Genomic DNA, 25,820 nt, shown 5'->3' with positions numbered 1-25,820 from the left:
CCTCCTGAAAGTGTGATCTTATCTACACACTAACTATATCCTGAAATAGGATCCGGAGGCTTATCGTAAGCTTAGAAGAAGTTAGCGTATCTTCAGGTTCTTACCTTTCTTACACCCAGAACCAGAATACAAGCAATAGCATCGTAAAGCGAACGATCTCATAAGAAGTGTCTACAGCCACGACTAGCCAACTTTTGAACTGCCAAACCTTTTTACCAACTGTAAACGGAAGCGTGTAACCTGCTGCTAGTAGCATTGTGAACCAAAAAGCATTCATTAAGCTATCGCCATCATAACCAAATGCTTGTCCACCTGTTTTCCAAAGCTCTAAACAACCTGCAAATGCAATGGAAGTTATGAAAGATACAAGAATATAAATCACAAAAGACTGAATTTTATCCGCTTTACTTACGTTAAGATTAGTTTGTTCTCCCTTGCCGTACATGTGCTTCTGATAAGGTTTGGCCCATATAACAGCCATCCAAAGAAAACCTAACACTAAGGATAAAATCCCCGTAACGAATACGGCCCAATAATTAATTTCTTGAAATAACATTTTCAATCTCCTCTTTACCCGTATGTAGTTATATGAAACCTTTTGGTTTCGTTTTTCATTATATACAACCATTTGGTTTCATGTCAATTCCTATTTTTTGTAAAAAAGTATACAGAAGTCTATTCGTTTTTCATGAAGTTCCACTCTTGTACATATCAACCATTCACCTAATGACATATGCATAGAATTAGATAAACCTAAACTGGTTTATGTGAGGTGAACTTTCGTTTCACAGTAGTTCGAAGAGGTACAAAAGTGGATCATATTAGCAATTTCGCAACATTTGTAAGGGCTTAGAACGTACAATTCACTTTAAAATACGTGATGGAGTGATGGTGGTGGAAAATTATCAAGTCGTACCCTGGATAAATGATGTCTTGGATCCAGGTGTCGTTGCTAACATGTATGTTCCTCCTGGTTTAGAGATGCTGGCACGAGAGGTCTTGGGACATTATGACTTTCAAGTCAATGATATGCTCCTGATTACCTCCAAGCCAGATAAAGGCGGAGCTATTTGGAAAATCGGCACAAGTAAGGGCAATCTTAGTATTAAATGTTTGCACAGACGACCTAGAAGAAGTCTTTTCAGCGTTGGTGCTCAAGCCTACATGTCTGGTTTAGGTCACAGGGTTCCATCTTTTATCCCTACGAAAGAAGGCCATTACTACGTTGAAGCAGGTGGTAAGCTCTGGATCGTAACAGACTGGATTGAACCCCTGGTGCCCGTATCAAAAATCGACCTAGAGGGAGCTTCTCAGCTGTGCTTTGGCTTAGGGGAATTCCACAAAAACTCAAGGGGTTATGTCCCTCCTAGCGGTTCGGAGAAATCCTCACGCATCTACGGCTGGGGCAAATATTACGAAAAAATAATCGCCAAAATCGGATGGTTTCAAGATATCGCTCAGGCTTACTCTGAAACCGCTGCAAGCGCAAGCTTACTTGCCGTCATTGAGGAATTCAAGCGGCAGGCTAACGACATGTACCTTCGTTTCCAAAACTCCCCTTACCACGCGATGTTAGCCAAGGGTGAACCCCACTGGGGACTTGCCCATCAAGATTTCGGATGGTCGAACGGTCAAATGGGACCTGGCGGCATCTGGGTCATCGACTTAGACGGCGTTTCCTACGATTTGCCTATACGTGATTTACGTAAATTGATCACAAGTACCATGGATGATATGGGTGTGTGGGATTTAACATGGATTCGTGGCATGATTGACGCTTACCATCGTGCTAATCCTCTTGATCAAGAAACCTTCGAAATCTTGTGGATCGATATGGCTTTTCCTAATGAATTTTATAAGCATGTCAAAGAAATCGTGTTTGATCCGCAAGTATTCCTTGACACTGAACTTGCTTCAATTCTTCAAAGAGTCATGACTACTGAAGCAAGTAAATGGCAAGCATTAACGGAGCTTGAAAAAGATAAGGCGAATTACCCTGCTGGAGACTACTCAGCGGATTATGTCAAACCGACCTTACAAAATCCTGCAGTTATTCTTCCTGGCGATGTGTTGACTCCTATTTATTCCGATACGCCTGCAACACCTGTTACACCGGTTACGCCTATAACACCTGCTACGCCTGCTGTTGAAGAGATCATGCCAATTCCACTTGAGCCAGAACCTGTTTATGCTGAGTTACCTGAAGCAGCAGAACCTGTTTATGCTGAGTTACCTGAAGTAGCAGAGCCTGTTTATGCTGAGTTACCTGAAGTAGCAGAGCCTGTTTATGCTGAGTTACCTAAAGCAGCAGAGCCTGTTTATGCTGAGTTACCTAAAGTAGCAGAGCCTGTTTATGCTGAGTTACCTGAAGTAGCAGAACCTGTTTATGGCAAGAAACCAGTCGATGAGAAAGTCCTCCCCGTACCCTATATCCAAGAGCCTGTTGCAGTCACTATTCCTTCTACACGTAAACCAAAAAGTGACTACGCCAAAACGCCAGCTGTATCTGAACCTGTCTCGATGCCAGTTACACCAGAAACTGTATCTGCAGGAGATCCTGCTGCTGTTACTGTGCCTCCAATCTCAATACCTGCCCCAGCTCTCATCCCTGCTAGTGGACGGAAGCGATTTAAACTCCGTGTTCCAAGAAAGCGGCGCGTATTGAAGAAAACCAGAATCATCAAGAAAACCCGATATCTAAGACGCAGAAAACTAAAGAGACTCACCCAATGGAAGCGCGTCACAGGTATAAAGATTATCTGGGGTTACAAAACATGGCGTGCTAAGAAAAAAGTAAAGTCAATACGACGACCTCTTAAGAAACAAATGAAACGTAAACTGGGACTTAAGAAGCCAATTAAACGTGCAGTCAAGCCAACGATGAATAAAACACAACAACCACGATCGAATATGAATGTACCGCCGCCGTGGAAAAAAAGGCAGATTCCACCTAGAAAAAGGACTGCTTGAGAAAGGAAGCTGTTAACTTGTGAACATTCTGATGATTTGTACAGAAAAGCTGCCTGTCCCCAACATTCGTGGGGGAGCAATCCAAACCTATATTGACGGTGTGGCTTCGCTACTAAGTAAACATCACAGAATTACCATTTTAGGTAGAACGGACCCTGCTTTACCAAACGATGAAGTCACGAATGGTATCCACTATGTTCGTGTGGAATCACATGGTCTACTTGAAGCTTACGCTGCGGGAGTTGTCCAATTTCTACAAAATACGTCGGAACATTATGATATTATTCAAATTTTCAACCGCCCTTTACTAGTCCTTCCTGTGAGGGAAGTTGCACCTACATCACGGATTATTCTAAGTATGCATAACGATATGTTCAATCCCTTTAAGATTGACCTTGCCGAGGGGAATAAAGTTATCGAGCAAACTGAGCGTATTATCACCATTAGTCAGTATATCGGAACAGCTATCTGTGATTACTATCCCCATGCAGCTAATAAAATTAAACCGATATATTCCGGCGTTGACTTGAATAGATTTGCTCCTTGGATGGAGTCAGAAAGTGCACGAAGTGCTCGGGAGAGCCTTAGAGCAGAACACAACCTATCCAATAAGAAAGTCATTTTGTTTGTGGGGAGGCTAACTCGCAATAAAGGCCCCCATGTGCTGGTACGTGCAATGTCTCAAATCAATCATCCTGATGCTGTACTCGTTGTTGTCGGTGGTGCCTGGTTCAGCGATAACTCGGTAAGTGACTATGTCGCTTACGTCAGAGCACTTGCCGTGCGCTCACCTCTGCCAGTCATTACAACCGGCTATGTTCAAGCGCAAGATGTTCACCGCTGGTTCTGCGCAGGAGATGTTTTTGTTTGTACATCTATTTGGCAGGAACCGTTAGCACGTGTGCATTATGAAGCGATGGCCGCTGGATTGCCCTTCCTTACAACAGCAAGAGGTGGCAATCCAGAGATAGTAAAGAATAATAACGGAATACTCATCAATAACCCTGAAGACCCGAGCGAATATGCACAAAAACTAAATTCGTTATTGTCTGATATGAACCATGCACGACATATGGGACTTAACGGACGAAGATTGGCAGAACAAAACTTCCCATGGGAACGTGTTGCTCAGGAAATTCTTGCCGTTTGGGAACAACGATAAGTACAAACATGGAGATTGTTAGTTAACTTAACTGGCTGTCCCAAAAGTAGATACTTCTACTTAGGGACAGCCCATTTGTTTGCCTGGAGTCTCAGAGCAAGGCGAATTAGCTGCTTAACCTATTTTACAGGAAAAACCTCTTCTACGAGAATGGATCCTCTGCGAAACTAGCAGAAGCCATAACAAGAGTAAGAGGTTTTCCATGAATGATTCAAGCAAATAATAAGCAGTCTACTTACTTGACCAAATCTCTTTGATATAAGTTAAATTCTACGATTTATGCTTCCTCTTCATCTTCATCGTCATCATCGTCGTCATCGTCATCGTCATCGTCATCATCATCATCGTCTTCGTCTTCATCTTCTTCGTCTGACTCTTCTTCGCTAATAGCTGATACCGTTACTTCGTCTTCTTCATCTTCTTCATCTTCTTCGTCATCTTCTGCACCAAACGCCAACTTGGAACCGTCAGCTAATTCAATCTCAGCTTCATCAACTTCTGCCCAATTAATTCCAGTTCTTAAATCAGCGATTTCGGACAAATCAACTTTGTCTTTGTCACCGTTCTCAAACTCCAATGAGAGCTCTGTTACTTCAGGATGTGCTTGTAAATAACTCAGTAATTGTTCTAAACTTTCCAAAAAAATCATTCCCCTCGCCATAAATTAGAAACTTTAATGTCTCCATGTATACTATGATATTTCCTACCTCATGCTTAGGCTCTTGATAGAGTAGATTGGCGGATTATGTTTGTCCCCTAGAAGATTTCCTATAAAACGTATACATATCAGCTTATTTTCCCTGTGAATAGCCCTAACATTTCATATTTCTTCATCATAAATTAATAATGTCTTCATATAGACAAGGAGGTAAAAGCTTATGAAAGGATTAATTCTCTGTGCAGGCAAAGGTACTAGACTCCAACCTTTTACCAATATAAAACCTAAAGGTCTGCTTCCAGTGGCGAATAAACCCTTAATTCATTATGGTATTGAAAAGCTAGTGGAATTAGGCATCGACGAGATCGGAATTGTAATACGGCCCAACCTTCATCCCATGTTTATGGATGAAGTAGGTGCTGGCGAAAGGTGGAATGTAAACATCACATATATTTTTCAAATTAATCCTTTGGGTATTTCAGACGCTGTAAAACACGCCGAGTCATTCATGAATAACGAACCCTTCATACTGCTTCTTGGGGATAATTTGATTACCCAAGATCTTCAAGGCTTATGTCACGCCATTACACATGATAACCATGAAGCAGCGATTCTTCTAAGAAAAGTGATGAATCCAAAGCAATTTGGAATTGCCGAAGTGAATAAAGATCGAATTATTGGTCTGGAAGAAAAGCCTTCAGAACCCAAGTCGGATCTTGCGGTTCTGGGGAGTTATGCGTTTAAACCAAGTATATTTAAAGCTGTACGTGCGATCAGTCCCTCCGCCAGAGGCGAATACGAAATTACAGATGCCATTCAGTGGCTGATTCATCAACAATATTCGGTGGCCTATCAAACGACTGATAAAAACTTCTCCGATGTTGGAACTATGGAAGGCTGGCTAGAAGCGAATAGATGGATGCTAAAGCAGCTAGAGGAGGAAGGTTTGTTAAAGACTCCATCAGAATCAGAATACCCAGGAACTACTATAATCCCACCTGTGTGCATCGACCCTAGCGCAGAATTGATTAATTGTGTGATCGGGCCTTACGTGACGATCGGTCCCAATGTCAGACTTGAAAGTTGTATATTAGAACACAGCATTTTGTTAGAGTACGCCATTCTTAATCCTAACCACTATCCAATGACGAACTCGATTATCAGTCCACAGTCGGTGTTTGTGCAAAAAGACGGAGGGTCAGGAAAATGAACATATTAATTATGGGTATGGGATATGTAGGCGTTACAACTGGATTGGTATTTGCAGAACTCGGCTGGCAAGTTACGGGGTTAGATACGGATACTATAAAAATTCAAGCATTGTCAGAAGGTAAATTATCCTTTTATGAACCAGGACTGGATCAGTTATTAAAAAAACATATTGCAACTGGTAAAATCAATTTTATATCCTCCTCAGAAAAGGGGATTCGTGAGAATAACATTATTTTCATATGTGTCGGTACTCCCTCCGATAAAGATGGAAGCGCTGATCTTCAGGCTGTTCGTGGGGCCGCCCAAAGTATTGGCACTTACATGAATGACTATAAAATTATTACTGTGAAAAGCACAGTTCCTATAGACACAAATCGTAAATTAGTCGAGTGGGTCAAAGAATCTCAAGTCTATCCCCACCCCTTCGATGTTGTTTCTAACCCCGAGTTTCTTCGGGAGGGCAGTGCCTTGTTTGATTCTTTGAATCCCGATCGCATAATTATTGGAAGCGATAATGAGCAAGCAGCAAATGTCATTCAATCCTTATATGACAGCATAAAAGCCCCCATTTTTGTGACCAAACCTCGAACAGCGGAATTGATCAAATATGCATCGAATGCTTTCTTGGCAACTAAAATTTCTTATGTCAATGAATTAGCAAGACTCTGCGAATCGTTGGAGGTCAATGTTACCGATGTCACCAAAGGAATGGGAATGGATCAACGAATAGGTCCCCATTTCCTAAAAGCTGGGATCGGTTATGGCGGCTCTTGCTTCCCGAAAGACAGTATGGCTCTCTTATATACAGCGAAAGAGCAACAAGTTGAGCTGAGCATCCTTGAACAAGTTGTTGCTGTCAACAACTCTCAATCTTCACACTTTTTGAACATATGGGAACAAAAGCTAGGTGGATTCAGAGGCAAAACCATTGCCATTCTCGGCATTTCCTTTAAACCGAATACGGATGATTTAAGGGAAGCACCCGCGCTATCCATTATTCAACAACTACAGTATAAGAAAGTGAACCTCAGAGTTCACGATCCCATTGCCAAGCTGCCTGAAGCACTTCGCTCGGATACGACACAACAATTCGAAACACTTGCCATCACATTGCAGCAGTGCGACGCAGTCATCCTTTGCTCAGAATGGAAAGTGTATCGGGAGGCAGATTGGCAGCAGTTAAGAGCACTTATGAAAGATTATTATATTTTTGATGGAAGAAATACACTGGTCGGCAAAGAAATGACCAAGCTAGGCTATGCTTACTATGGCATTGGAAATAGATAATCGCTCTAAGATTGGAGGTTTACTGGTATGAAAATACTCGTCACAGGCGCAGCTGGGTTTATCGGATCTCATCTTTGTGAAAAACTTCTCCAGGATCCTAGCAACGAAGTCATTGGATTGGATGCTTTTGTTCAGAAATCACCAACCCCTGTTCTGGTAAGGGAATATAACCTTCGTTATTTACTGCCACATGCTCGATTCACTTTCATTAATCAGGATCTGTTGCATGTTCCGTGGTCGGAGATTCTTCCTGGTGTAGATGTTGTCTACCACTTGGCTGGAATGCCTGGCGTGCGTTCTAGCTGGGGAGAGGATTTCAAAACCTACGTCACCAATAACATCGAAGCTACGCAAAGACTACTTGAAGGTTGTCGTACTTATCCCGTCAGTAAAATCGTGTATGCATCGACATCCTCCGTATATGGCGAAAAAACGAATCAAGTGAATGAGGCATCTACGACGGTGCCGCTCTCGCCATACGGGGTCACCAAACTCACTGGAGAACAGCTCTGTAAGGTTTATGCTACGAAAGATGATCTCCCTATCGTTATTTTGCGATTCTTCACTGTGTACGGTCCTAGACAGCGTCCTGACATGGCGTTTCATCGGTTTATCCAGCATATTCGGCAAAACAAACCCATCCCTATCCACGGGGATGGTCTCCAAACTCGCGACTTTACATTTGTTGGCGACTGTGTGGAAGCAATCGCAGCAACGGCCCATGCATCGAATATCATTGGCGAGACCATCAATATCGGAGGCAAAGAACGTGCCTCTGTCCTTGATTGCATCGCCATACTTGAAGAGCTTTTTGATCGAAAAATAGACAGGCAATTTCTTGGCAAGGCCTCCGGAGAACCTCGTCATACCTGGGCAGATATCAGTAAGGCACAATCCCTTCTCGGTTATCAACCGAAAACCAATTTACGGACTGGATTACAAGCCGAAATCATGGATTTATCTCAGACTCCTTATTTATAAGGAGACACACACTAACATAAAACTGGATTTTCTACATTTAAACGTTTGTAGAAACATCCAGTTTTTCTGTTGCAATCATCGACTATCTTCGAGCCGCGTTCTACATAAATTCGAAATTTGGACAAAAAGTTGACTCATTTAACGCCGCGAAATCCATTTATTTGTAAATAAAGGTAGAAATCATTCCATTTTAGACATATCACATCCAGTTATTTGAAAATATCAAATCTAATCTCCCTTCAAATCGTCACAATTACAAGCGTTTCCATCACTTTTATTAACGTAAATCAGCATTTCCCTGCACATTCACGCTCTTTTACGGTTGCATTTCCCACTCTTATCGTTTATATTTTTATCTTGCTGGCTATCCTATTAACATAGAATTCGGTTTTTTTAACAATATAAGCCAGTACATAAATAATGATGAGGTGTACCCAATGACATTGAAAAAAACAGCTGCAGGGCTTCTTATACTAACGATGGCAGTTACAGGCGCGGCTTGTACTTCCAAAGATTCTACAACTTCTCCTACACCTGCTGCGACAGCAACAGTTGCTCCACAAGCAACAGCGGCTGTAACCCAAGATGCAACAAACATGAAAGGTTATATCGCTGCTAGAATTGCACGTGAAAAAGTAGATTACTTATTCGCTGAAGCCAAATCAGCAGACGGGGCTTTCGTCGTTAATCCGATTGCTGCAACAGATAAAGAGACAGCTAAGAAGTTTCTTGCTAATTACGTCGATGCCGCAATGCTCGATACGTTAGTGAATCATTATGTAACAGATACGAAGGCTGGTGCGACGTACCTTACGAACACGAAGTCGTACTTCACTGACAATATTTTGACGACAAAAAAGGAAGAAATCACGTTTGATAAAGCCAACACACCTGAGCTCGTGAAATTCACGACAAAAGATGGCGTTACGTATACAACGAAAAAAGCAAACGATAAATTCCTTCTTTCCGAAGTGAAATAATACGTTCACTTCAACAATAGCCCAGCCCTTAAGAATGAGGGCTGGGCTTTCTTTTTTAACTAACTAATCTTCCCAAGTCTCCTCTTCTTAAATGGGGATATTCTATTCCTCTTTATCCAGAATAACTGGATAACATACAGCTAAATTTCATCATTTCGGTGTTTTTATAAGAATAACTGGAAAACCTACAGCTAATATCGAGGATTTTCATCGATAATGGTATATCCATGAAAATTAACTACATTTTTTCCATTTAATTTAAATTTTCAGCCTAAACGAAACAATTTAGATGTACATTTTACAGTTAATCAATTGCCTCCCCCACGCCACTCACACAATAAAGAGCTAAGCATCCGCTTAGCTCTTCTTACTTTCTCTATTCCGCAAAATAATTGCTCTCGTGCAGCCAATCCGCGATTTGGAACGATTGCAGAATATGACTTTTCTCCGCATCCTGCGGCTCGCCAACCAGCGTACCACTGTTAAGAATAGTGAAATTCCGATTCGTATTCACGAGAATTTTGCCCATCGCGGTTGATTCGAATTTCGCTTTCTCTACGCCCATCAGATAGGCAAGTGTAGGTAAGATGTCAATCTGCCCCCCGATTGTGGGAATCTTCTCCCCTTGCATTCCTTTATTGTAAATAAGGAACGGGAGCTGCAGCGAATGCGTTCGCCAGGCTTCATTTTCTAAGGAAGGAATCGCGTCAACTTGATCTTGATAGTATTTATGCACACCGGTATGATCCCCATATATGGCAACTACGGATTGATCTAACACCCCTAATTGATCCAACTTGTCTAGGAATGCACCAATCTGCTTGTCAGTGTAATTGATTGCTTGAAAGTAGGCACCCATGATCGTCTTATCCAGGCTTGGATCGAGATGAAGCGATCTTGTTTTCGCCGGTAAATCGAAGGGGCCGTGGCTAGACAATGTAATGACATGCAGCATGAATGGGGATTGAACATTTGCCATTTTGTCCCCTAACTGTCGGAGATAGGACTCGTCTGACAAACCAAGACCGACGGTATCGTCTTCCTTATATTTTCGTAGATCCCAACTCGTTTGGTACCCGATATTGTGATGGGCCTCAACCCAGTTCCAGCTCCCCGCTGGTTCCGAATGCGTGGAAATCGTCTGATAGCCCATACCTTCCATTAACTTTGGCAACGAATTATACGTGTTGGTTGGATAGCGGAAGAAATTCGCACCCGATCGAATGGGGAACACGGATGTCGTCGTCAGCAAATCACTGTCTGAGCTCGTCCCATTGTTAACCTGCTCATAGAAATGGTTAAAATATAAACTATTTCCTAGTAAACGGTTTAGGTTCGGTGTAATTTCCTGTCCATTCACCTTTTCACCAATAACGAAGTTTTCAAGCGATTCTACCTGAATGATAATTAGATTCTTCCCTTGAAACATCCCTTTGTAGCTATTATCTGGAAGTCTTTCTGCATTCCCTTTAAGCCACTCCTGCACTTCTGTACGTTCTTGATCAGCAAGCTTGATACTGTTCGATGCACCGAACAGCCGTATCCCATCATACAGATGATAGCCAATCGGTGACATATCTGACATCGATTGAAAAGGAGCCCAGCTCAGATTAAAGAACATCATCTCGCCTTTCGACGTATTTTTAACATCAATGCGATAGTGTTCGTAGGAAACAACACCCACAGCAAGGATGATCAGCAGAGCCGCCAGAATCGGCTGCCTTTTGTTTTCACGTCGGCGCGATAGAATCGATGTGTTTCTAAAGCGAAAAAGTGCGACCGCAGCAATCACCGCAAGATCCACAAAGAACCATAAATCAAACGCGCGTATAAATGTCCACAGATTATAATCGAGAGGATTAAATCCATTGGGATGAGCAAGAAAACGAAGGGATAGAAACGCTGAATAGGCTCTGTAATACACTAAATCGCAAAACAATACTACACTAAACAGTACCTGTACACAGATCAAATAGTTGCGACGCCCTCTTTTTTTGAAGAAGAGTCCGAAGGCGACGACAAATACGATGAACATCAGATGTGACATGACAGGTGGGATGGTAAAATACATTTTGCCAATATTAATCCCTGCCATATCTGGTGCATGAAGAGCTGCCAGCAAGAGCTGGGACTTCCATAGAATTGCAAAGAACGTATACACGGTCAGCTTATCGCTGCTTAGGACTAACCGAAGAACATGCACAATCGTGTTACGGACGGTCTTTCTTTTATAGGATGATAATTGCAGCAAAAACGGTTCACCTCATACCTCTTGATTTTAAGCCGATTTTCCCATTTTACCACAAGTTATTCGCGTATGTTGCTTACAAATATTGCAATCTAGCGACAAGCATAGGGCAATAAACCGTTCTCCACATAAAAAAGAACCTGAGACAAGTGCCCCAAGGTTCTTTCAACTGGTACGTTCTCCCATAACAACTAATCGTCACTTGATATAAGTTAACAGATTATAGATCAGTACTGCAGCTTGAGCACGATTCGTCGTCTCCTTTGGAAACACCTGATTGTCGTAGCCATGGACCAGCCCTATTTTAACCAACGTAGCAACACTTGTGAACGCATAATCAGATAATAGCGAGACGTCTGCAAATATGGTTAGATCCGATTGAACTCCTGTATCGGTGAGATGATTAGATATGCGTAATGCGCGATCTGTGAGCACCATCATATCCTCTCTCGTAATCGAAGCTTTAGGATGAAACTGATTCGCTTCGTCTCCTTGCACAATGCCCAACTCTCTTGCAATAGCTACGGGCTGTGCATAATAAGCATCAGTTTCAATATCATCAAATGGTTGTCCGACAGTCCCCTTCAAGCCAAGCGCTCTCATCAAAAGCACAAGGAAGTCCGCACGCGTCACCGCCGAAGCAGGACTGAACTGTCTCTCACCTGTGCCATTCACGATGCCTTGGGAAGCCAAATCTTCAATCGCCGCCACGGCCCAATCGAAGGAATCAAGATCATCGAAAGCATATGGATGATGTATCGTAAGTATGGATCTCGTATTGATTTGCTTGGTAAAATTACCAAGATTAGAATCTACAATCTTCACACTGCTTAGTGTCAGTTCATTGTTCCCATTCTGGATCGCTTGAAAATGCAACTTGAATAGGGATTGCTCACCTTCTAATCCTTTCCCTTTTCCAACCTTTGTATGCGCAAGCTGTATATGTGCGTCCTTCACAATCGGCGGAACAGAGAACCCAGGTGCATCGGATTTGGCATCTATGAATTTTAACCTTGTAGGATCATACTCCAAATTAATTTCGAAAGCATAGACGTCGATTAATTGATGTCCCGCAATGAGGACTTCAATGGTATCGCCATAATTCGGCATTTGTGAGGAAACCTTCATCGTAAATGTGCCTGACTCATCGGCCTCAGAGGCCCAACTGGTTGTAGGAAGAATCCAACTTAAGAAGAGTACTAGTACGAAGCTTACTTTCATCCATTTTCGCAAAACCATGTTCGATTTCCCTCCCTCAGCAATCAGCACTCGGTATTCAGAACTCAGAACAATCATCCTTGCAAATGTAAGATCGCCCGCCATGAAACTATACGAAATGTATCATAGCGGGCGATGTGGATCCTGCTTAACCTTGCTTACACCTTATTGAAAGATTCACACTTACTGTTGCAAAATGCGTTGTGCTACCGCAGCCAAATCAACCAGATCCACTTTGCCATCCCTGTTGAAGTCAGCTTTCTTGAACTGTGCCCAATCTGTATCTGTGGATGTTTTGCCGTAAGCCGCTGCTACGTTTGCTAAATCTACGACGGAGAGGACTCCATCATTATTCAGATCTCCTGGATCACCAATATATTTCAACGATTCAAAGACATTTATAGCTTGTTGTAGATTCGCTATTGCTTGCGTCACTTGCGGTTTCGTCACAGCTGGATTCGCTGCAACACTTCTTGCAGCGTCGATCGCAACCTGCAGGGCAGCTTTCGCGCCTGGTGCGTATTGACCACTGCTGTAGCCTTCTGTTGCGGCATCATACAAAGATTGCGCCGCCCCAATCTTCCCATTCAAGATCGACAGATCGATAATCGCTTTCACCAGAATCACTTCGGAAGCTGAGCCAAGGTTCGTTGCCGTCTGCAAATCAGCTAAAGCTAGACTATCTAGTGTGATCGTTGTGGACACATCGTCACTTGGCGTTAACGCTTTCCAGTGAAGTGTCATCAACGGTCCATTGACATCTCCTGCAACCAAATTCGCTGTCAGAATGCGGATATGTCCCGCTCCAACCTTTTGACCAATGATTGTAATGGCAGGATTCAAAGATTCCACCGAGTCAAATTCAAGCAATCCTGTGTCATAAGATAATTGAATATCTTGCGCATACACGCTGGAAACCACATCAGACAAACTTATTGTAGTGTCAAAAGCTTGCCCGCTTGTGACTGTCGTAGGTCCCACTATGGCGGCTGATGGCGGTAGGGAACCGTACACTCTTACCTCATGAACAGACCACCAACTGGAATTCGTTCCGGTTTGAACCACCTTGAAATACCTTGCCACCTGTGGAGCAAAATCAATGGAGATAAGCCTGTTGCTACCCACTCCCGTCGCGATCGGACTACCCCAAGTCACACCATCATTGGATACGTATAACGCATATCCACGTGCATAATCATTATTGCTGCCTGTGGAATCCATCTCAATGTTATTGATACTCGTCGGTACCTTCATATCAATGGTGAACGACTGCTCTGGCGTTGGCGCCATCGGCTTGCCTGCGCTCCAGCGCGTACCCATATCGCCATCAATGAGATGTGCTGCTGGATCTTGTGATGTCGAGGTTGCTGTCCAGGCGGAGCGATCCAAGGCTCTCTTAGGCGTTGTTACACTTAGCGCCGCACTAAACGCGGAAACGTTATTTCCGCCATCCTTGGCTTTTACTGTATAGCTGTAAGTAGTCAATGGTTTTACCGTTGTATCCAAATACTCAGCCGTTGTTGTTTGGCCAATTAACGTCCCATCACGATAAACTTCATAACCTGTGACATTGAGGTTATCTGTTGATGCCGTCCACCCTATTTTGACACGATCATGTGCAGCCGTCTCTTTGAGGACCAAATTCGTAGGCACACTTGGGGCTTGCGTATCCCCTGCATCTGTTCCATAGAAGTTAATCGTCTGCCTTTGAGCGCTGCCGGATGTCCCATACACACGGCCGCCGATACCATTAATGATGTGTGTGATTTCACTGCCAGCTGTCCCGTTTAACCAAATGGTCGTCGCATGATGGATTTTGACGCCTGCCGTATTCGGTACTTCGATGGCATTCTCCAGCTTCACCGCTGCATCTCGGAAATAAGAGTACACCCCAAGCCCCCAAGCTTCATGGGTCGTAACGGTATCCGCTACTTTATAAGAGGCATATCCATTCTTGCTTCCGTCCATCCATGCCGCTTGATTCGGAACATCATAAGGAATCTCAGACTGGTAGAAGTACACGCGCCCGCCGTTTCCATTCCATAAGGTTTGATACTCATTGTGATGCTCATTAAATAATCCATATAAGGTCACATCATCACCATTCACGATAAGGCCATTGGTCGAAACATTCTCTGTCCAACCGGCACCAGCACCATGGTCTGCGCGCCACATCCAAAAGTGATCGCCGATAATGTCATCGCTGTTAATGGTCATTTGCGCTTTATTTTGACCGACAACAGCGCCTCCAGTACGGAAGAATAAGTCATGCAGCGATGTTGGGTTAGCTGCGTGATCTAATGAACTGCCCGTTGGTCCGACTTCCAAAAGTGAAGAGGTAGCATTAGGGCCTGCCTCATACAGCAATCCTGCCAGCTTTACGCCATCCACATCAGCAATCGTCATTGCTGGTTTATCTGTCGTTGGAATGAGCGTTGGCATCCCGATGCCGAGCACAACTGTATTTGCATTATTGATACGAATTGTATCATCAATGTGATAAATTCCCGGCGTAAACAGCAAATTCTTGCCATTCGCCAATGCAGCATTGATATTCGTAGCACTCGTTGTTGCCGGTACATCTGCGCGAACAATGTAGAATTGATCGATACTAATGGAATCTCCTGGTGTTGCGCCATTCGCCCAGCTTGCCCCTTGCGTATTCTGAGAAAGTGATGGGACGAATACTTGATATTCATTAGCGTTGTTGATGTAGAGATACGGCTTCTCTCTTATGACTGGCGTGTTCTCGACCACTGTATAAGGCGGATCCGGGAAGTTCCCTGTTGGCGTATTCTTGTCACCGACGAACACCATGTTCCAAACCCCATTGGACCAACTCGACCACTGACTGTTCCGCGAGAACCATTGTTGCTGTGAGGCCGGTGTTACTTGACCATCTACGATGGAGTCCGCAAGGAAGCCGCCACTTGCCCATCCAGCGCCCCACCCTGAATCAAAATCGAACAAATTTAGTTTCCCTTTAATATGTAATCGCCTTAGTGGTGCTGCTTGTGAAACTGCAATTTGCGTTGTACCTGCTGAGAAATGAGCTGGCGCTGGCGGTGTATAATTGAAAGTTGGATTGATGCTCAGATTCTCAATCCCCCGCCAAAAATTACGTGTCGCATTCCCATTATCCCAATCCGCATTTACATTCAGTCCGCCATTGATCAATACATCATCTGGATTGAGCCCAAGTCCTGAAGCTTGTGTGTTAAACCCAATAAAGTAATTGCCATTATACGTTCCTGGTTTAAAAAGGAAGGCATCTCTTTCCGTACCAAATTCATTGGACTCCTGTCTAGTGAATACCGCATTCACAGCACTCTGAATGTCAGCTGCAGGCATATCAGGATCGAATACATACACATTTGGACCAAAAATCGATGAATTGGCATCACCGATTGGTGTTGCTGCACTTGAAACACCAGGACTCCACAAACTAAGAACGATTGCCATCATCGAAACAGACGAAACCATTTTTTTCAAACTACGCATTGTATACCTCCCTTAGATTAGAAACGATCTATCCTGCTCCACATTCTATTGGTAAGCGATTACATAATTACTCCGATCACCCTCTCATCTTACAAAGTAGGATGCTGACTCGTAGTTGGTATCTCCATCATAGAAAAATACGGATCGTAATGAAAGCGGTAAACTTAAGAAGATTAGGAGAGTTACTTAAGGTATTGGGATATTTTAACTAAAACGACGACCTTGCCTTATTCTAACTTACTTATGGATATGCTGAAGAATAGCAGATCGATATCCGATCATTTTCTACCCTGGTCCTTATCCTGTTCACCTTACGAAACATCCGAAAATCCTTAGAATGAAGTAGAGTCAATCAATCAGGAGGTCGAACATGAAAAAACTAACACTTATCTCTACAGCTTTACTTGCTACAACAGTTCTTGTATCCGCATGTGGAAACGGCGAAGAAGCCGCTCCCACAGATAAAGGTACGTCCGGCGAGAAAGTAAAGCTTACCATTTGGCACAACTGGTCTGGACAAGATGCGAAAGCTGTTGCTATGCGTAAAATTCTAGATGATTTCCAAGCTCAAAATAAAGACATCACGTTGGAAATTGAAGGTCTTCCAACTGACGGTTTGAAAACGCGACTGAAGACTGTTGCAGCAGCCAATGAAATGCCTGACTTATTCGTGATGTGGCCGGATGCGATGACGAAGGAATTCGTTAGCGGTAACTTGCTTCAACCGATCAATGAGTTCTTGGACAGCAAACCAGAATGGAAAAACAATTTCATTCCAGGTGCTTTAGAAGGATACACGGTAGATGACAAAATTTATTCCGTACCTATGAACCTATCTCCAACTTCCTTTATTTACTACAATAAAGCACTTCTTGATCAATATCATGTCGCTGTTCCAAAAACATGGGACGAGCTTATGGCAGCTGTTAAAACGTTCAATGACAACAAAATCATCCCAATCGCACTTGGTAACAAAGCAAACTGGGCTGCCCAATCCACGATTTTCAGCGGACTTGCTGATCGTATGACGGGTTCTGACTGGTTCCTTAAAGCCGCTAAGCAAGATGGTGTGAAGTTTACAGATCCTGAATTTATTCAAGCCTTGAAAAAGCTGCAAGAGCTAAGCAGTGCCAAAGCGTTCCAAGACGGCTTCAACAGTATTGATCAAAACCAAATGAGACAATTGTTCTATCAAGGTAAAGCTGCGATGTTCATCGATGGTGGTTGGGCAATGGCTGACGTCGTTCAAAATGCACCGAAAGATTTGCTTGCCAACACACATATCGCTTTAATGCCATCTATCGCAGGTGGAAAGGGTGATCCTCAATCCACTTCTGGTGTTGTTGGAACTGGGCTTGGCGTTAGCAAGAAACTTACTGGGGCAAAGAAAGAAGCCGCTCAAAAATTGTTCTACGCACTATCTGGTCCTGATGGTCAACAAGCAACGTTGAACAGCTCCACATTGGTTAGCTACAAAATTGAACTTGATCCTTCAAAAGCAAACCCGTTATTCGTTGAACTCAATGACCTTATGAAAACAACGAAAATCACACCGGTTTATGATGCTAAACTAAGCTCAGCTGCAGTTGAAGTCATCAATAACGGTCTACAAGAGCTTCTAATGGGTGGAAGTGCTGAAGCGATTGCTAAGAAAATTCAAGACTCACAAGCTGCTTCACTAGGTAAATAATCAACCATTATTGTACAACCAGCCCTCCACATCTGTGGCAGGGCTGGCTAATTTCATACATGAAGGAAGTGAGATTGATGAATGCTGCTTACGTCCGCAGGTTTGTTTTTATGAGCCTTGCCCCTGCGATACTTGTTTATGCCTTATTTGTGTTTGTCCCCGTTCTCTGGTCAGGCTACTATAGCTTCTTCGACTGGAAAGGGATTGGCACGGCGAAATTTATCGGTTTGAAAAACTATGTAGAAATTATTCATGATCCTATTTTTTGGACATCCTTAAAGAATAACCTTATTTTTCTTGTTGTAGCTGTGCTCGGCCAGCTGCCAGTTGCTCTCATCTTGGCCATTCTGCTTCATAAAAGCAATGCGCTGCAACGGTTCATCCGTTCTGCCGTCTTCGTTCCGATGGTTATGTCCTCGGTCGTTATCGGAATGATCTGGCAATATATTTATCATCCGCAAATCGGAATACTGAACCTTCTTCTCGAGAAGCTAGGTTTAGAGTCCTGGAAGCTGCAATGGTTATCCGATCCTAAGATTGCTATCTTCGCATTGGCTCCTCCCCTGATTTGGAGTTTTGTCGGTTTATATCTCATTATTTTCATCTCTGCTTTTCAAAATATTCCTGGTGAAATTCACGATGCTACACAAATCGATGGTGCTGAAGGAGCACGCAAATTATTCTCCGTTACGCTACCAATGATGTGGAGTACTGTACAAATTGCCATTATTCTATGTATTTCTGGTAGCTTGAAATCCTTCGATCTCGTGTATGTCATGACCAAGGGCGGACCTGCTCATGCAACTGAGCTGCTCGCTACGTATATGTATAATTCGACTTTTTCCTCATATCGATATGGATTTGGTAGCGCCATTTCGACAACCATCGTCTTGATCAGCCTTATTTTCATTGGGATTAGCCAATGGGCAACAAGTCGTAAATCCAAAGTATAACGAAAGGAGGAAGCTGACCATGTCTTCTATACCCATTCAAGTAAAATCAACCGCGACAACTCGCAAGTTCTCATTCCAAGGATGGAAACAAGGCGCGCTATGGACGTTCTTAACCCTGTATGCGATTCTCACGCTATATCCGTTGTTTTGGCTCGTTATTTCCTCATTTAAAACGAATAGTGAGTTCTTTAATCATCCGTTCGGGCTGCCTCAAGTTTGGAAATTCTCCAATTACGCAACTGCGTGGAAAGCATCCAAAATGGGCACCGCTTTTCTCAACTCGGTTATCGTCTCGCTGGTCTCACTCGCACTTACGCTATTTTTAAGTTCCTTAGCGGCCTATGTGCTAGCGAGAATCAAATTCCGCTTCAAGGGCATTATTCTTGCATTTTTCGTCATCGGGATGTTGATCCCTATTCACAGTACGTTGGTACCTTTGTTTATTCTAATGAAACAAATCGGACTATTGAATACGTACTGGGCCCTTATCTTGCCTTACACCGCTTTTGCATTACCAACTGCCATCTTCGTTCTTACCGCTTATTTGTCTTCCGTACCCAAAGAAATCGAAGAAGCTGCTTATATTGACGGAACGAGGCTTTGGGGTGTATTCTGGCGTATTATGCTGCCTATCTCATTGCCAGCCCTATCCACAGTCGTCATTCTAAGCTTCTTGCATTTCTGGAATGACTTCTCGTTCGCCCTTGTTTTTATTAGTAAAAGCAGTTTAAAAACGTTACCGTTAAGCATCGCTAATTTCGCAGATGGCTATCAAACGGACTACGGTTTAACACTAGCCGCTATGACGATCGCTGTTATTCCAACAATCGCCGTGTACTTGGCGTTCCAAGAGCAAGTTATGAAAGGCATGACCGCGGGAGCTGTAAAAGGCTAATTGACTTCAACGATCCAGACAACGAGTTAGGAGATGACACGTGTTGCGCGAGTGGTTCGGTTATTCTTTACAGCGTAAGCTATCCTTCATTATGCTTGTCACAACATTAATCCCCCTCTTGTTTCTGGGTACCTTCGCTTTTACAACATCATCGGATATTACCAAAGATAAGGCTCAGCAAGCAGGCTTGAATTCACTCGCTCAAATGGAAGCCAAATTTCAATTCATCCTGAAAGATGTTGAGAATATCTCCATTTTCCTCATCGGGCAACGGGACATTCAATCGTATTTGAAGAGAACCGATGAGAACTTGGATGCACAAGCACAAATCCTTGGGTTAATGACGAATCTGGTATACACCAAGGATTACATTTCAAATATCACTATTTATCCCAGCAATAACACGACGCCTCTTTCTACCTCTACGATCTACAACTCGAGTTTGGATAAGGAGATCGTGATTAAACAGATTACGGACAAGATTTGGACGGGCTTATATCACATTGAGAATTATTTGGGGAAACGTGACGTATTTTCCTTTATACGACCCATACGCGCTATGAATACCTTTCAAACACTTGGTTGGCTATCAATCAGTGTGGATGAGCAAGTGCTATCTCGCATTTGGTCCGTTCCACAATTAGCCGATGGCTATGGTCAAGTCGCTTTATTGAATGATCGGAATGAAATCATGTCTTCAACCTACAAGAGTTGGCTGTCACAAAAAGCCGATAGCTTGTTCCCTGGCATAACGGATCGCGTACGTGGCCATTCTTCTGGTGTATGGACGTCAGGTACCGGGAACACACAACAGAACATTCTATTTTATCGAGAACCGATGATCAATTGGACGATCGTTGGCATTATTCCATCGAAGCTATACAGTGCGCAGAATCGGTACATTTTGCAATTAACAGCTGTTGCTGTGGCGCTTTCCGTTCTTACGAATGTGTTTCTCACCATATTCGTTATTCGTAAGGTCACCACGCCTCTCGGATCATTAACCCGGTTGTTAACTAAAATCAATCCGGATGAACCTTTACCCCACTATCCGGTCTACACATCAGATGAAATTGGTCGGTTAGCTGGCAGCTACAATTTGTTAAGCACACATATCGAAGCCTTGAAAAAGCAGCTGATACACAATGAAACGCGCAAAAAAGAAGCAGATATGCGCGCATTGCAAGCCCAAATCAATCCGCATTTCCTATATAACACGCTGTCTTCGATTCATTGGATCGCTTTGCTCAATGAAGAAAACCGCATTGCAGAGATGGTCGGTGCTTTAAGTGACTTCTTGCGTTTCAGCTTGAATAAGGGCAAAGAATATTGCAAGGTCTCTCAGGAGCTAGCCCATATTCGAAATTATGTGCAGGTGCAATCCATCCGTTTCCCAGACGAATTCACCGTGGACTACGTGGTTGACGCCCGACTAAGTGATTCGTTCATGCTGAAATTGGTGCTTCAACCATTGGTTGAAAATGCGATGATTCATGGCATTCAAATGAAAGAGGAACCAGGTGTCATTTCCATTTATGTCGAGCTAAAGGGCAATTCGATGTATGTCAAGGTGATGGATGATGGCATTGGGATGACCGAGGAACGGTTGCGAGAGGTCACTGAAAGTTTATACCCTGCTGCGGAAACGATAGCAAACGATGCAAGTTATGGGCTGCGTAATGTGCATGAGCGCTTGCAATTGCATTACGGGCTTGATTCGGGGATTAAGATCGAGAGCCGATTAAATGAGGGTACGTGTGTGTCATTTTCGATCCCAGTTTTGGAGGATAACCATGAAAATCTTGATCGTTGATGACGAGGTCATCATCCGAACAGGCTTGGCCAAAGTTATTAATTGGAAAGAGATCGGGCTCGAGCTGCTTAAACCAGCTGTTTCAGGTGAAGAGGCGCTGCGCCGCATGCCTGAGGAACGTCCGAATATTTTATTAACGGATATCCGAATGAAGCACATGAATGGTCTAGAACTTGCCCTTAAAGCGAAAGAAATCATTCCCGATATCGAGACGATTATCTTATCTGGGTACGATGATTTCATGTATACACAGCAAGCGATTCGGCAAGGTGTCAGCGACTATCTCTTGAAATCAAGTCGGCCTGAAGAGATTATGAAAACCGTCCTCCAAGTCAAACAGCGGATTGAAGATAAATGGAAGCATCTCAATCAGGATCAATATAAGAACAAAGAAGTTCGCAATCGTTTGTTTGAACGCTGGATCATTGAGGGGGAAACCGCCGCCGTCGATGCAGATATGCTGCCGGACTACCTCCCTCGCTTATTTCTCTCACATGAGCACGAGCAACCCAAATTTCAGACCTACGTTGTTACCGCTGAAGGATGGGGAGAAACAGCATCAGAGATATCACTGCTGCTTTTCGCAGTAAACAATATGCTGCACGAAATATTGCAATGTGAAACGTTGATTTACAGGCAGCGAATTGTCGTGGCGCTTCCCAAAACAAGTGCATCCGACTTCTTCGATCATCCTGAGTCTGCAAAGCAAAAGATTGAGCGGCTGCTCAAATGTAAAGTCAGTATATCCGTCGGCGAGGTCGTTCAGCAACAGTCCGATTTATATAAGTCGTATGTCACCGCGGACTATGCTTTTAGCTACAAACATCACCTCGATGAATCAATTCTGATTTATACAGACATTGTTAGGCGTAAAGGCGGCAAAACGGTCTGTACGCATGAGGAAGAGCTAGAGCTCTCTTCGATCTTGTTGGAGGACGACTCCGTCGCGTTGAAGAACTGGGTTCAGCGCTATTTGCAATCCGAACTTAGCGACCCGCACATGACGATCGAATCCCTTGAATCGTTGGTCCGTTCAGCTGCCCTGTCCGCACATCGTTGGCTGGAGCGTGTATTAACTGCAACGGGACGACAAGGAGCGCTGGATGATCAAAATATCGCATTCGTCGTCAAACGGGATATTGTACTGAAGGATGCGTTATTTCAATATTTATTGACCCTTATGGAGCTGTATCATCATCGATTAGGCAACGGACAAGCCACACATACACAGAAAGCAATGGCCTACATCCATGAGAATTTGGGGAAAGATGTTGGCTTACAGCAGGTTGCTAAATATGTGCATCTGCATCCGAATCATTTGAGCGAAGTGTTTAAAAAGGAAGCTGGTATTACGTTTGGTGACTATGTGACACGACAAAAAATTAATCGCGCCATGGAAATTCTAACCGTATCCCCTGCCAAAATAGCCGATGTCGCAAGCTCCGTCGGATTTGAAGATATTAAATATTTCAGCCAAGTGTTTAAGAAATTCACCGGCAAAACGCCGAGTGAGTTCCGGGAGGAAGCAGTCCTTCATCCTGCTGCTCCACCTCCAAAATTGTAACAATATCATGGTGTACGAGGAGAAATCACAGATGGAATTATCAGGATTATGGCGATTGCAGCAGTTCGAAGTAGGACAAGTTCGACCACTTGAAGTCGCGGCTGCATGGTTAGACGATCGTTTCTGGATTACAGCGAAAGTTCCCGGGGATGTCCATTCCGCTCTCATTGAACGAGAATTGATTGAGAATCCGTATTTCGGTCATAATGACGCGAAAAGCCGTTGGATCGAACAGAAAGAATGGTGGTACCGCCACTCCTTCCATTATTCTTTAGGGAATGCGAACGCTGAGAAAGAGAAGCATGAACTTACGTTCGAAGGTCTTGATACGTTTGCTACGATCTATGTGAATGGCAAAGAAATCGGAACAACGAGCAACATGCTGATGGCACATACTTTCGATGTTACACGTGTCATTCAAGATGGTAAAAATTCCATTGCTGTTAAGTTTGATCCTTTGTATTTGCATAATAAGGATAAAGAATTATTCCAATGGTCCTCGTATACGAAAGAGCGCCCTTGGCTCCGCAAAGCTGCGATGAACTTCGGCTGGGACTGGGGTCCGCGCATGGTCACTGTGGGCATCTGGGGCAAAGTCTTTATCGAGCGTTACCGCCGCGCGAAGCTGGACAGTGTTTTTGCAAGAACACGCGCGATCAGAGATACGCAAGCTGAAGTCCAAGTTGATGTCGACGTAACCACACTTCGCAAAGGTGTACAGAAGTCATGTGACATCCGTTTAGTGGACGCGGCTGGTCAAGTTGTTGCTTCTGCACAGGGGGATGTGCAAGCATCTGAATCGTTTACCTTACAAGTTGCTGATCCGCAGCTATGGTGGACACATGACCTCGGCAAGCCTTACTTGTACGAGCTGGAAGTTGTCTTATATGCTGACGGTGAGCAAGTGGATGCGTATCGCAAGCCATTTGGTATTCGTACGATTGAGCTGCAAGTGAAGGATGCGGAAGGTCAGAATGCCTTTGCCTTTGTGCTCAATGGTGTCAAACTATTCGCCAAAGGTACGAACTGGATTCCCGCGGATCACTTCATCGGAAGCATTCCAGATCAACGCTATAGGGACTTAATTGATCTTTCTGTTTCTTCGAATCAGAATATGCTGCGCGTATGGGCAGGCGGCATCTATGAGAAGGATGTCTTCTATGAGGAATGCGACAAGCGGGGCGTGCTGGTTTGGCAGGATTTTGCCTTCGCGAATGCGTTGTTCCCGGATTTCAATCGTGACTTTATGGAGAATGTCCGCAGTGAGGTTATCTATAACATCAAACGCTTGCGCAATTATACCTCCCTTGCACTCTGGTGCGGAAATAATGAAATTGACTGGCTGTATGATATGAAATCCGCTGGCGGCGACATCAACTGTCCGTTCTATGGGGAAATCATTTACCACGAGCTGATTCCTGATGCGCTTGAGGAGCTCGATGACAGTCGTGCTTACTGGCCATCTTCCCCATTTGGCGGCAATGATGCCAACGATCCTGATGTCGGCGACCGCCATAACTGGCAGGTGTGGCACGGTTCCGTTTACCCGCGTCAATTCGGTGATGTACCTTTGCTGGATTACAGTATTCAAGGCGTCACGTTCAAAAATTACAAAAAAGACTTCACCCTTTTCAGCAGCGAATTTGGTATGCATGCCTCAGCTAATCGTTACACATTAGAGAAAAACATTCCAAATGGCCAATTCTACTGGAACAGTGTTGAAATGGCTTATCGCAACAAAGATACCAATCACCAAAAGGGAATTCTTCTGATGGAAGGATATACCGGTATTCCGACCAATATTGAGGAATATATGAATTTCTCCATGCTGACACAAGCCGAAGGCCTGAAGTATGGCATTGAGCATTATCGTCGGAACAAACATCGCACGAGTGGTTCCCTTATCTGGCAATTGAACGATAGCTGGCCAGGCACGAGTTGGTCGCTTATTGATTATGAATTGTTACCGAAGGCATCTTTCTATTATGCGACGAAGTTCTATCACCCGCTTTTGCTCTCTATTGATCATGAGCCTGGGCAAGACTTGAACGTGTGGGCTGTCAACGATACGTTGGCTACGTTACAAGGGCAAGTTCACGTAACGGTTTATAACTTCGCCGGGGAGATTGTGTTTACGCATGCGTTCGATGCTGCTGTGGAGGCGAACTCTGCGATTCAGCTAGGAAGTCTACCAGAAGCTTCCGTATTAAATGGAGCATCGGCGGAAGAAGTTGTTGTCCGCGTTCATACGACAGATTGGGCTGCGCCTGATAACCTTCATTATCTGCGTGATCAGAAGGATCTTCAGTTCCCTGCCACTTCGCTTAGCGTGAACGTCGATGCAGAGTCGCAAGCTGTGCAGATTACCGCTAATGGCGCACATGCACGCATGGTGAAGCTGGATCTGCCACAGGGTAACATTCGCTTCAGCGACAACTTCTTCGATCTGCGTGCTGGTGAGCAAGTGACTGTGCAGATCAGCGATCCAGCGGGGGATAAGGTTGATTTGAGTCGTTTAAGCGTGAGTGCAATGAACGTTTGAGTAAAATAAGCGGATGAGAAATGCTGATAACTGCTATAGAGCATCAATTTAGCGGGTTGAACCTTAATAAAAGGGAAATTGTTGCGAAAAGGCATCAATTTCTCCTGATTTTGAGATTTCATGATCGAATTCCGAAAAAAACTGCT

The 25,820-nt window shown here is 43.8% G+C and carries 17 protein-coding genes; 12 read left to right on the top strand and 5 right to left on the bottom strand.

The genetic code is table 11. The annotated features are described in order from the left end of the window. Window positions 1–109 precede the first annotated feature (109 nt). Entirely contained in the window at window positions 110–556 is a 447-nt protein-coding gene (locus L6I86_RS25400; protein WP_056613135.1) for a DUF1761 domain-containing protein, read from the bottom strand. Window positions 557–894: 338 nt separating this feature from the next. Here L6I86_RS25400 and L6I86_RS25395 point away from each other — a divergent pair, with 338 nt between their 5' ends. Continuing rightward, on the top strand, window positions 895–2,970 hold the full coding sequence (locus tag L6I86_RS25395; RefSeq protein WP_236291193.1) for a CotS family spore coat protein: 2,076 nt from the start codon (window positions 895–897) through the stop codon (window positions 2,968–2,970). Window positions 2,971–2,989: 19 nt separating this feature from the next. Further along, entirely contained in the window at window positions 2,990–4,132 is a 1,143-nt protein-coding gene (locus tag L6I86_RS25390; protein ID WP_236291192.1) for a glycosyltransferase family 4 protein, read from the top strand. Window positions 4,133–4,409: 277 nt separating this feature from the next. Here the strand turns inward: L6I86_RS25390 and L6I86_RS25385 are convergent, their stop codons facing one another. Then, the gene (locus tag L6I86_RS25385; RefSeq protein WP_236291191.1) at window positions 4,410–4,772 is read right to left on the bottom strand and encodes a hypothetical protein; all 363 of its coding nucleotides are present in this window, start codon (window positions 4,770–4,772) and stop codon (window positions 4,410–4,412) included. 238 nt (window positions 4,773–5,010) lie between these two features. Here L6I86_RS25385 and L6I86_RS25380 point away from each other — a divergent pair, with 238 nt between their 5' ends. From L6I86_RS25380 to L6I86_RS25365, 4 genes are all read left to right on the top strand, one after another. Continuing rightward, a complete protein-coding gene (locus L6I86_RS25380; RefSeq protein WP_236291190.1) occupies window positions 5,011–6,000 on the top strand; it encodes a sugar phosphate nucleotidyltransferase in 990 nt (329 codons plus the stop codon). Continuing rightward, window positions 5,997–7,289, top strand: a complete 1,293-nt coding sequence (locus L6I86_RS25375) for a UDP-glucose dehydrogenase family protein (RefSeq protein WP_236291189.1) — start codon at window positions 5,997–5,999, stop codon at window positions 7,287–7,289. The genes L6I86_RS25380 and L6I86_RS25375 overlap by 4 nt, the downstream gene beginning before the upstream one ends. A 27-nt stretch (window positions 7,290–7,316) precedes the next feature. Continuing rightward, window positions 7,317–8,270: an NAD-dependent epimerase/dehydratase family protein gene (locus L6I86_RS25370; protein WP_236291188.1), complete on the top strand. Its 954-nt coding sequence runs from the start codon at window positions 7,317–7,319 to the stop codon at window positions 8,268–8,270. A 437-nt stretch (window positions 8,271–8,707) separates the two neighbouring features. Beyond that, window positions 8,708–9,250, top strand: a complete 543-nt coding sequence (locus L6I86_RS25365; RefSeq protein WP_236291187.1) for a hypothetical protein — start codon at window positions 8,708–8,710, stop codon at window positions 9,248–9,250. Window positions 9,251–9,626: 376 nt separating this feature from the next. Here L6I86_RS25365 and L6I86_RS25360 read toward each other — a convergent pair whose 3' ends face one another. The 3 genes from L6I86_RS25360 to L6I86_RS25350 form a co-directional block, all read right to left on the bottom strand. Further along, window positions 9,627–11,501, bottom strand: a complete 1,875-nt coding sequence (locus tag L6I86_RS25360) for an LTA synthase family protein (RefSeq protein WP_236291186.1) — start codon at window positions 11,499–11,501, stop codon at window positions 9,627–9,629. A gap of 195 nt (window positions 11,502–11,696) precedes the next feature. Beyond that, on the bottom strand, window positions 11,697–12,737 hold the full coding sequence (locus L6I86_RS25355) for an S-layer homology domain-containing protein (protein ID WP_236291185.1): 1,041 nt from the start codon (window positions 12,735–12,737) through the stop codon (window positions 11,697–11,699). 162 nt (window positions 12,738–12,899) lie between these two features. Continuing rightward, window positions 12,900–16,217 carry a discoidin domain-containing protein gene (locus L6I86_RS25350; protein ID WP_236291184.1) on the bottom strand — a complete coding sequence of 1,106 codons (3,318 nt, stop codon included), beginning with the start codon at window positions 16,215–16,217 and terminating at the stop codon, window positions 12,900–12,902. A 370-nt stretch (window positions 16,218–16,587) separates the two neighbouring features. On the opposite strand from L6I86_RS25350, the gene L6I86_RS25345 reads away from it, so the two are divergent. The 6 genes from L6I86_RS25345 (at window position 16,588) to L6I86_RS25320 (ending at window position 25,674) form a co-directional block, all read left to right on the top strand. Then, window positions 16,588–17,907, top strand: coding sequence for an extracellular solute-binding protein (locus L6I86_RS25345; RefSeq protein ID WP_236291183.1), 1,320 nt, complete (start codon window positions 16,588–16,590; stop codon window positions 17,905–17,907). Between the two features lie 77 nt (window positions 17,908–17,984). Further along, entirely contained in the window at window positions 17,985–18,860 is an 876-nt protein-coding gene (locus L6I86_RS25340; protein WP_056613115.1) for a carbohydrate ABC transporter permease, read from the top strand. Between the two features lie 19 nt (window positions 18,861–18,879). Further along, entirely contained in the window at window positions 18,880–19,755 is an 876-nt protein-coding gene (locus L6I86_RS25335; protein ID WP_236291182.1) for a carbohydrate ABC transporter permease, read from the top strand. Between the two features lie 40 nt (window positions 19,756–19,795). Continuing rightward, on the top strand, window positions 19,796–21,568 hold the full coding sequence (locus L6I86_RS25330) for a sensor histidine kinase (protein ID WP_338113442.1): 1,773 nt from the start codon (window positions 19,796–19,798) through the stop codon (window positions 21,566–21,568). After that, entirely contained in the window at window positions 21,549–23,132 is a 1,584-nt protein-coding gene (locus L6I86_RS25325) for a response regulator (RefSeq protein ID WP_236291181.1), read from the top strand. Before L6I86_RS25330 ends, L6I86_RS25325 begins: the two co-directional genes overlap by 20 nt. Window positions 23,133–23,163: 31 nt before the next feature. Continuing rightward, window positions 23,164–25,674 carry a beta-mannosidase gene (locus L6I86_RS25320; protein ID WP_236291180.1) on the top strand — a complete coding sequence of 837 codons (2,511 nt, stop codon included), beginning with the start codon at window positions 23,164–23,166 and terminating at the stop codon, window positions 25,672–25,674. Window positions 25,675–25,820: the final 146 nt, after the last annotated feature.

The organism is Paenibacillus allorhizoplanae (assembly GCF_927798215.1).
In the GTDB taxonomy this organism is placed as follows: Bacteria; Bacillota; Bacilli; order Paenibacillales; family NBRC-103111; genus Paenibacillus_E; species Paenibacillus_E allorhizoplanae.
Note: the sequence above shows the minus strand (reverse complement) of the source record. Positions and strands in the feature narration are given on the sequence as shown.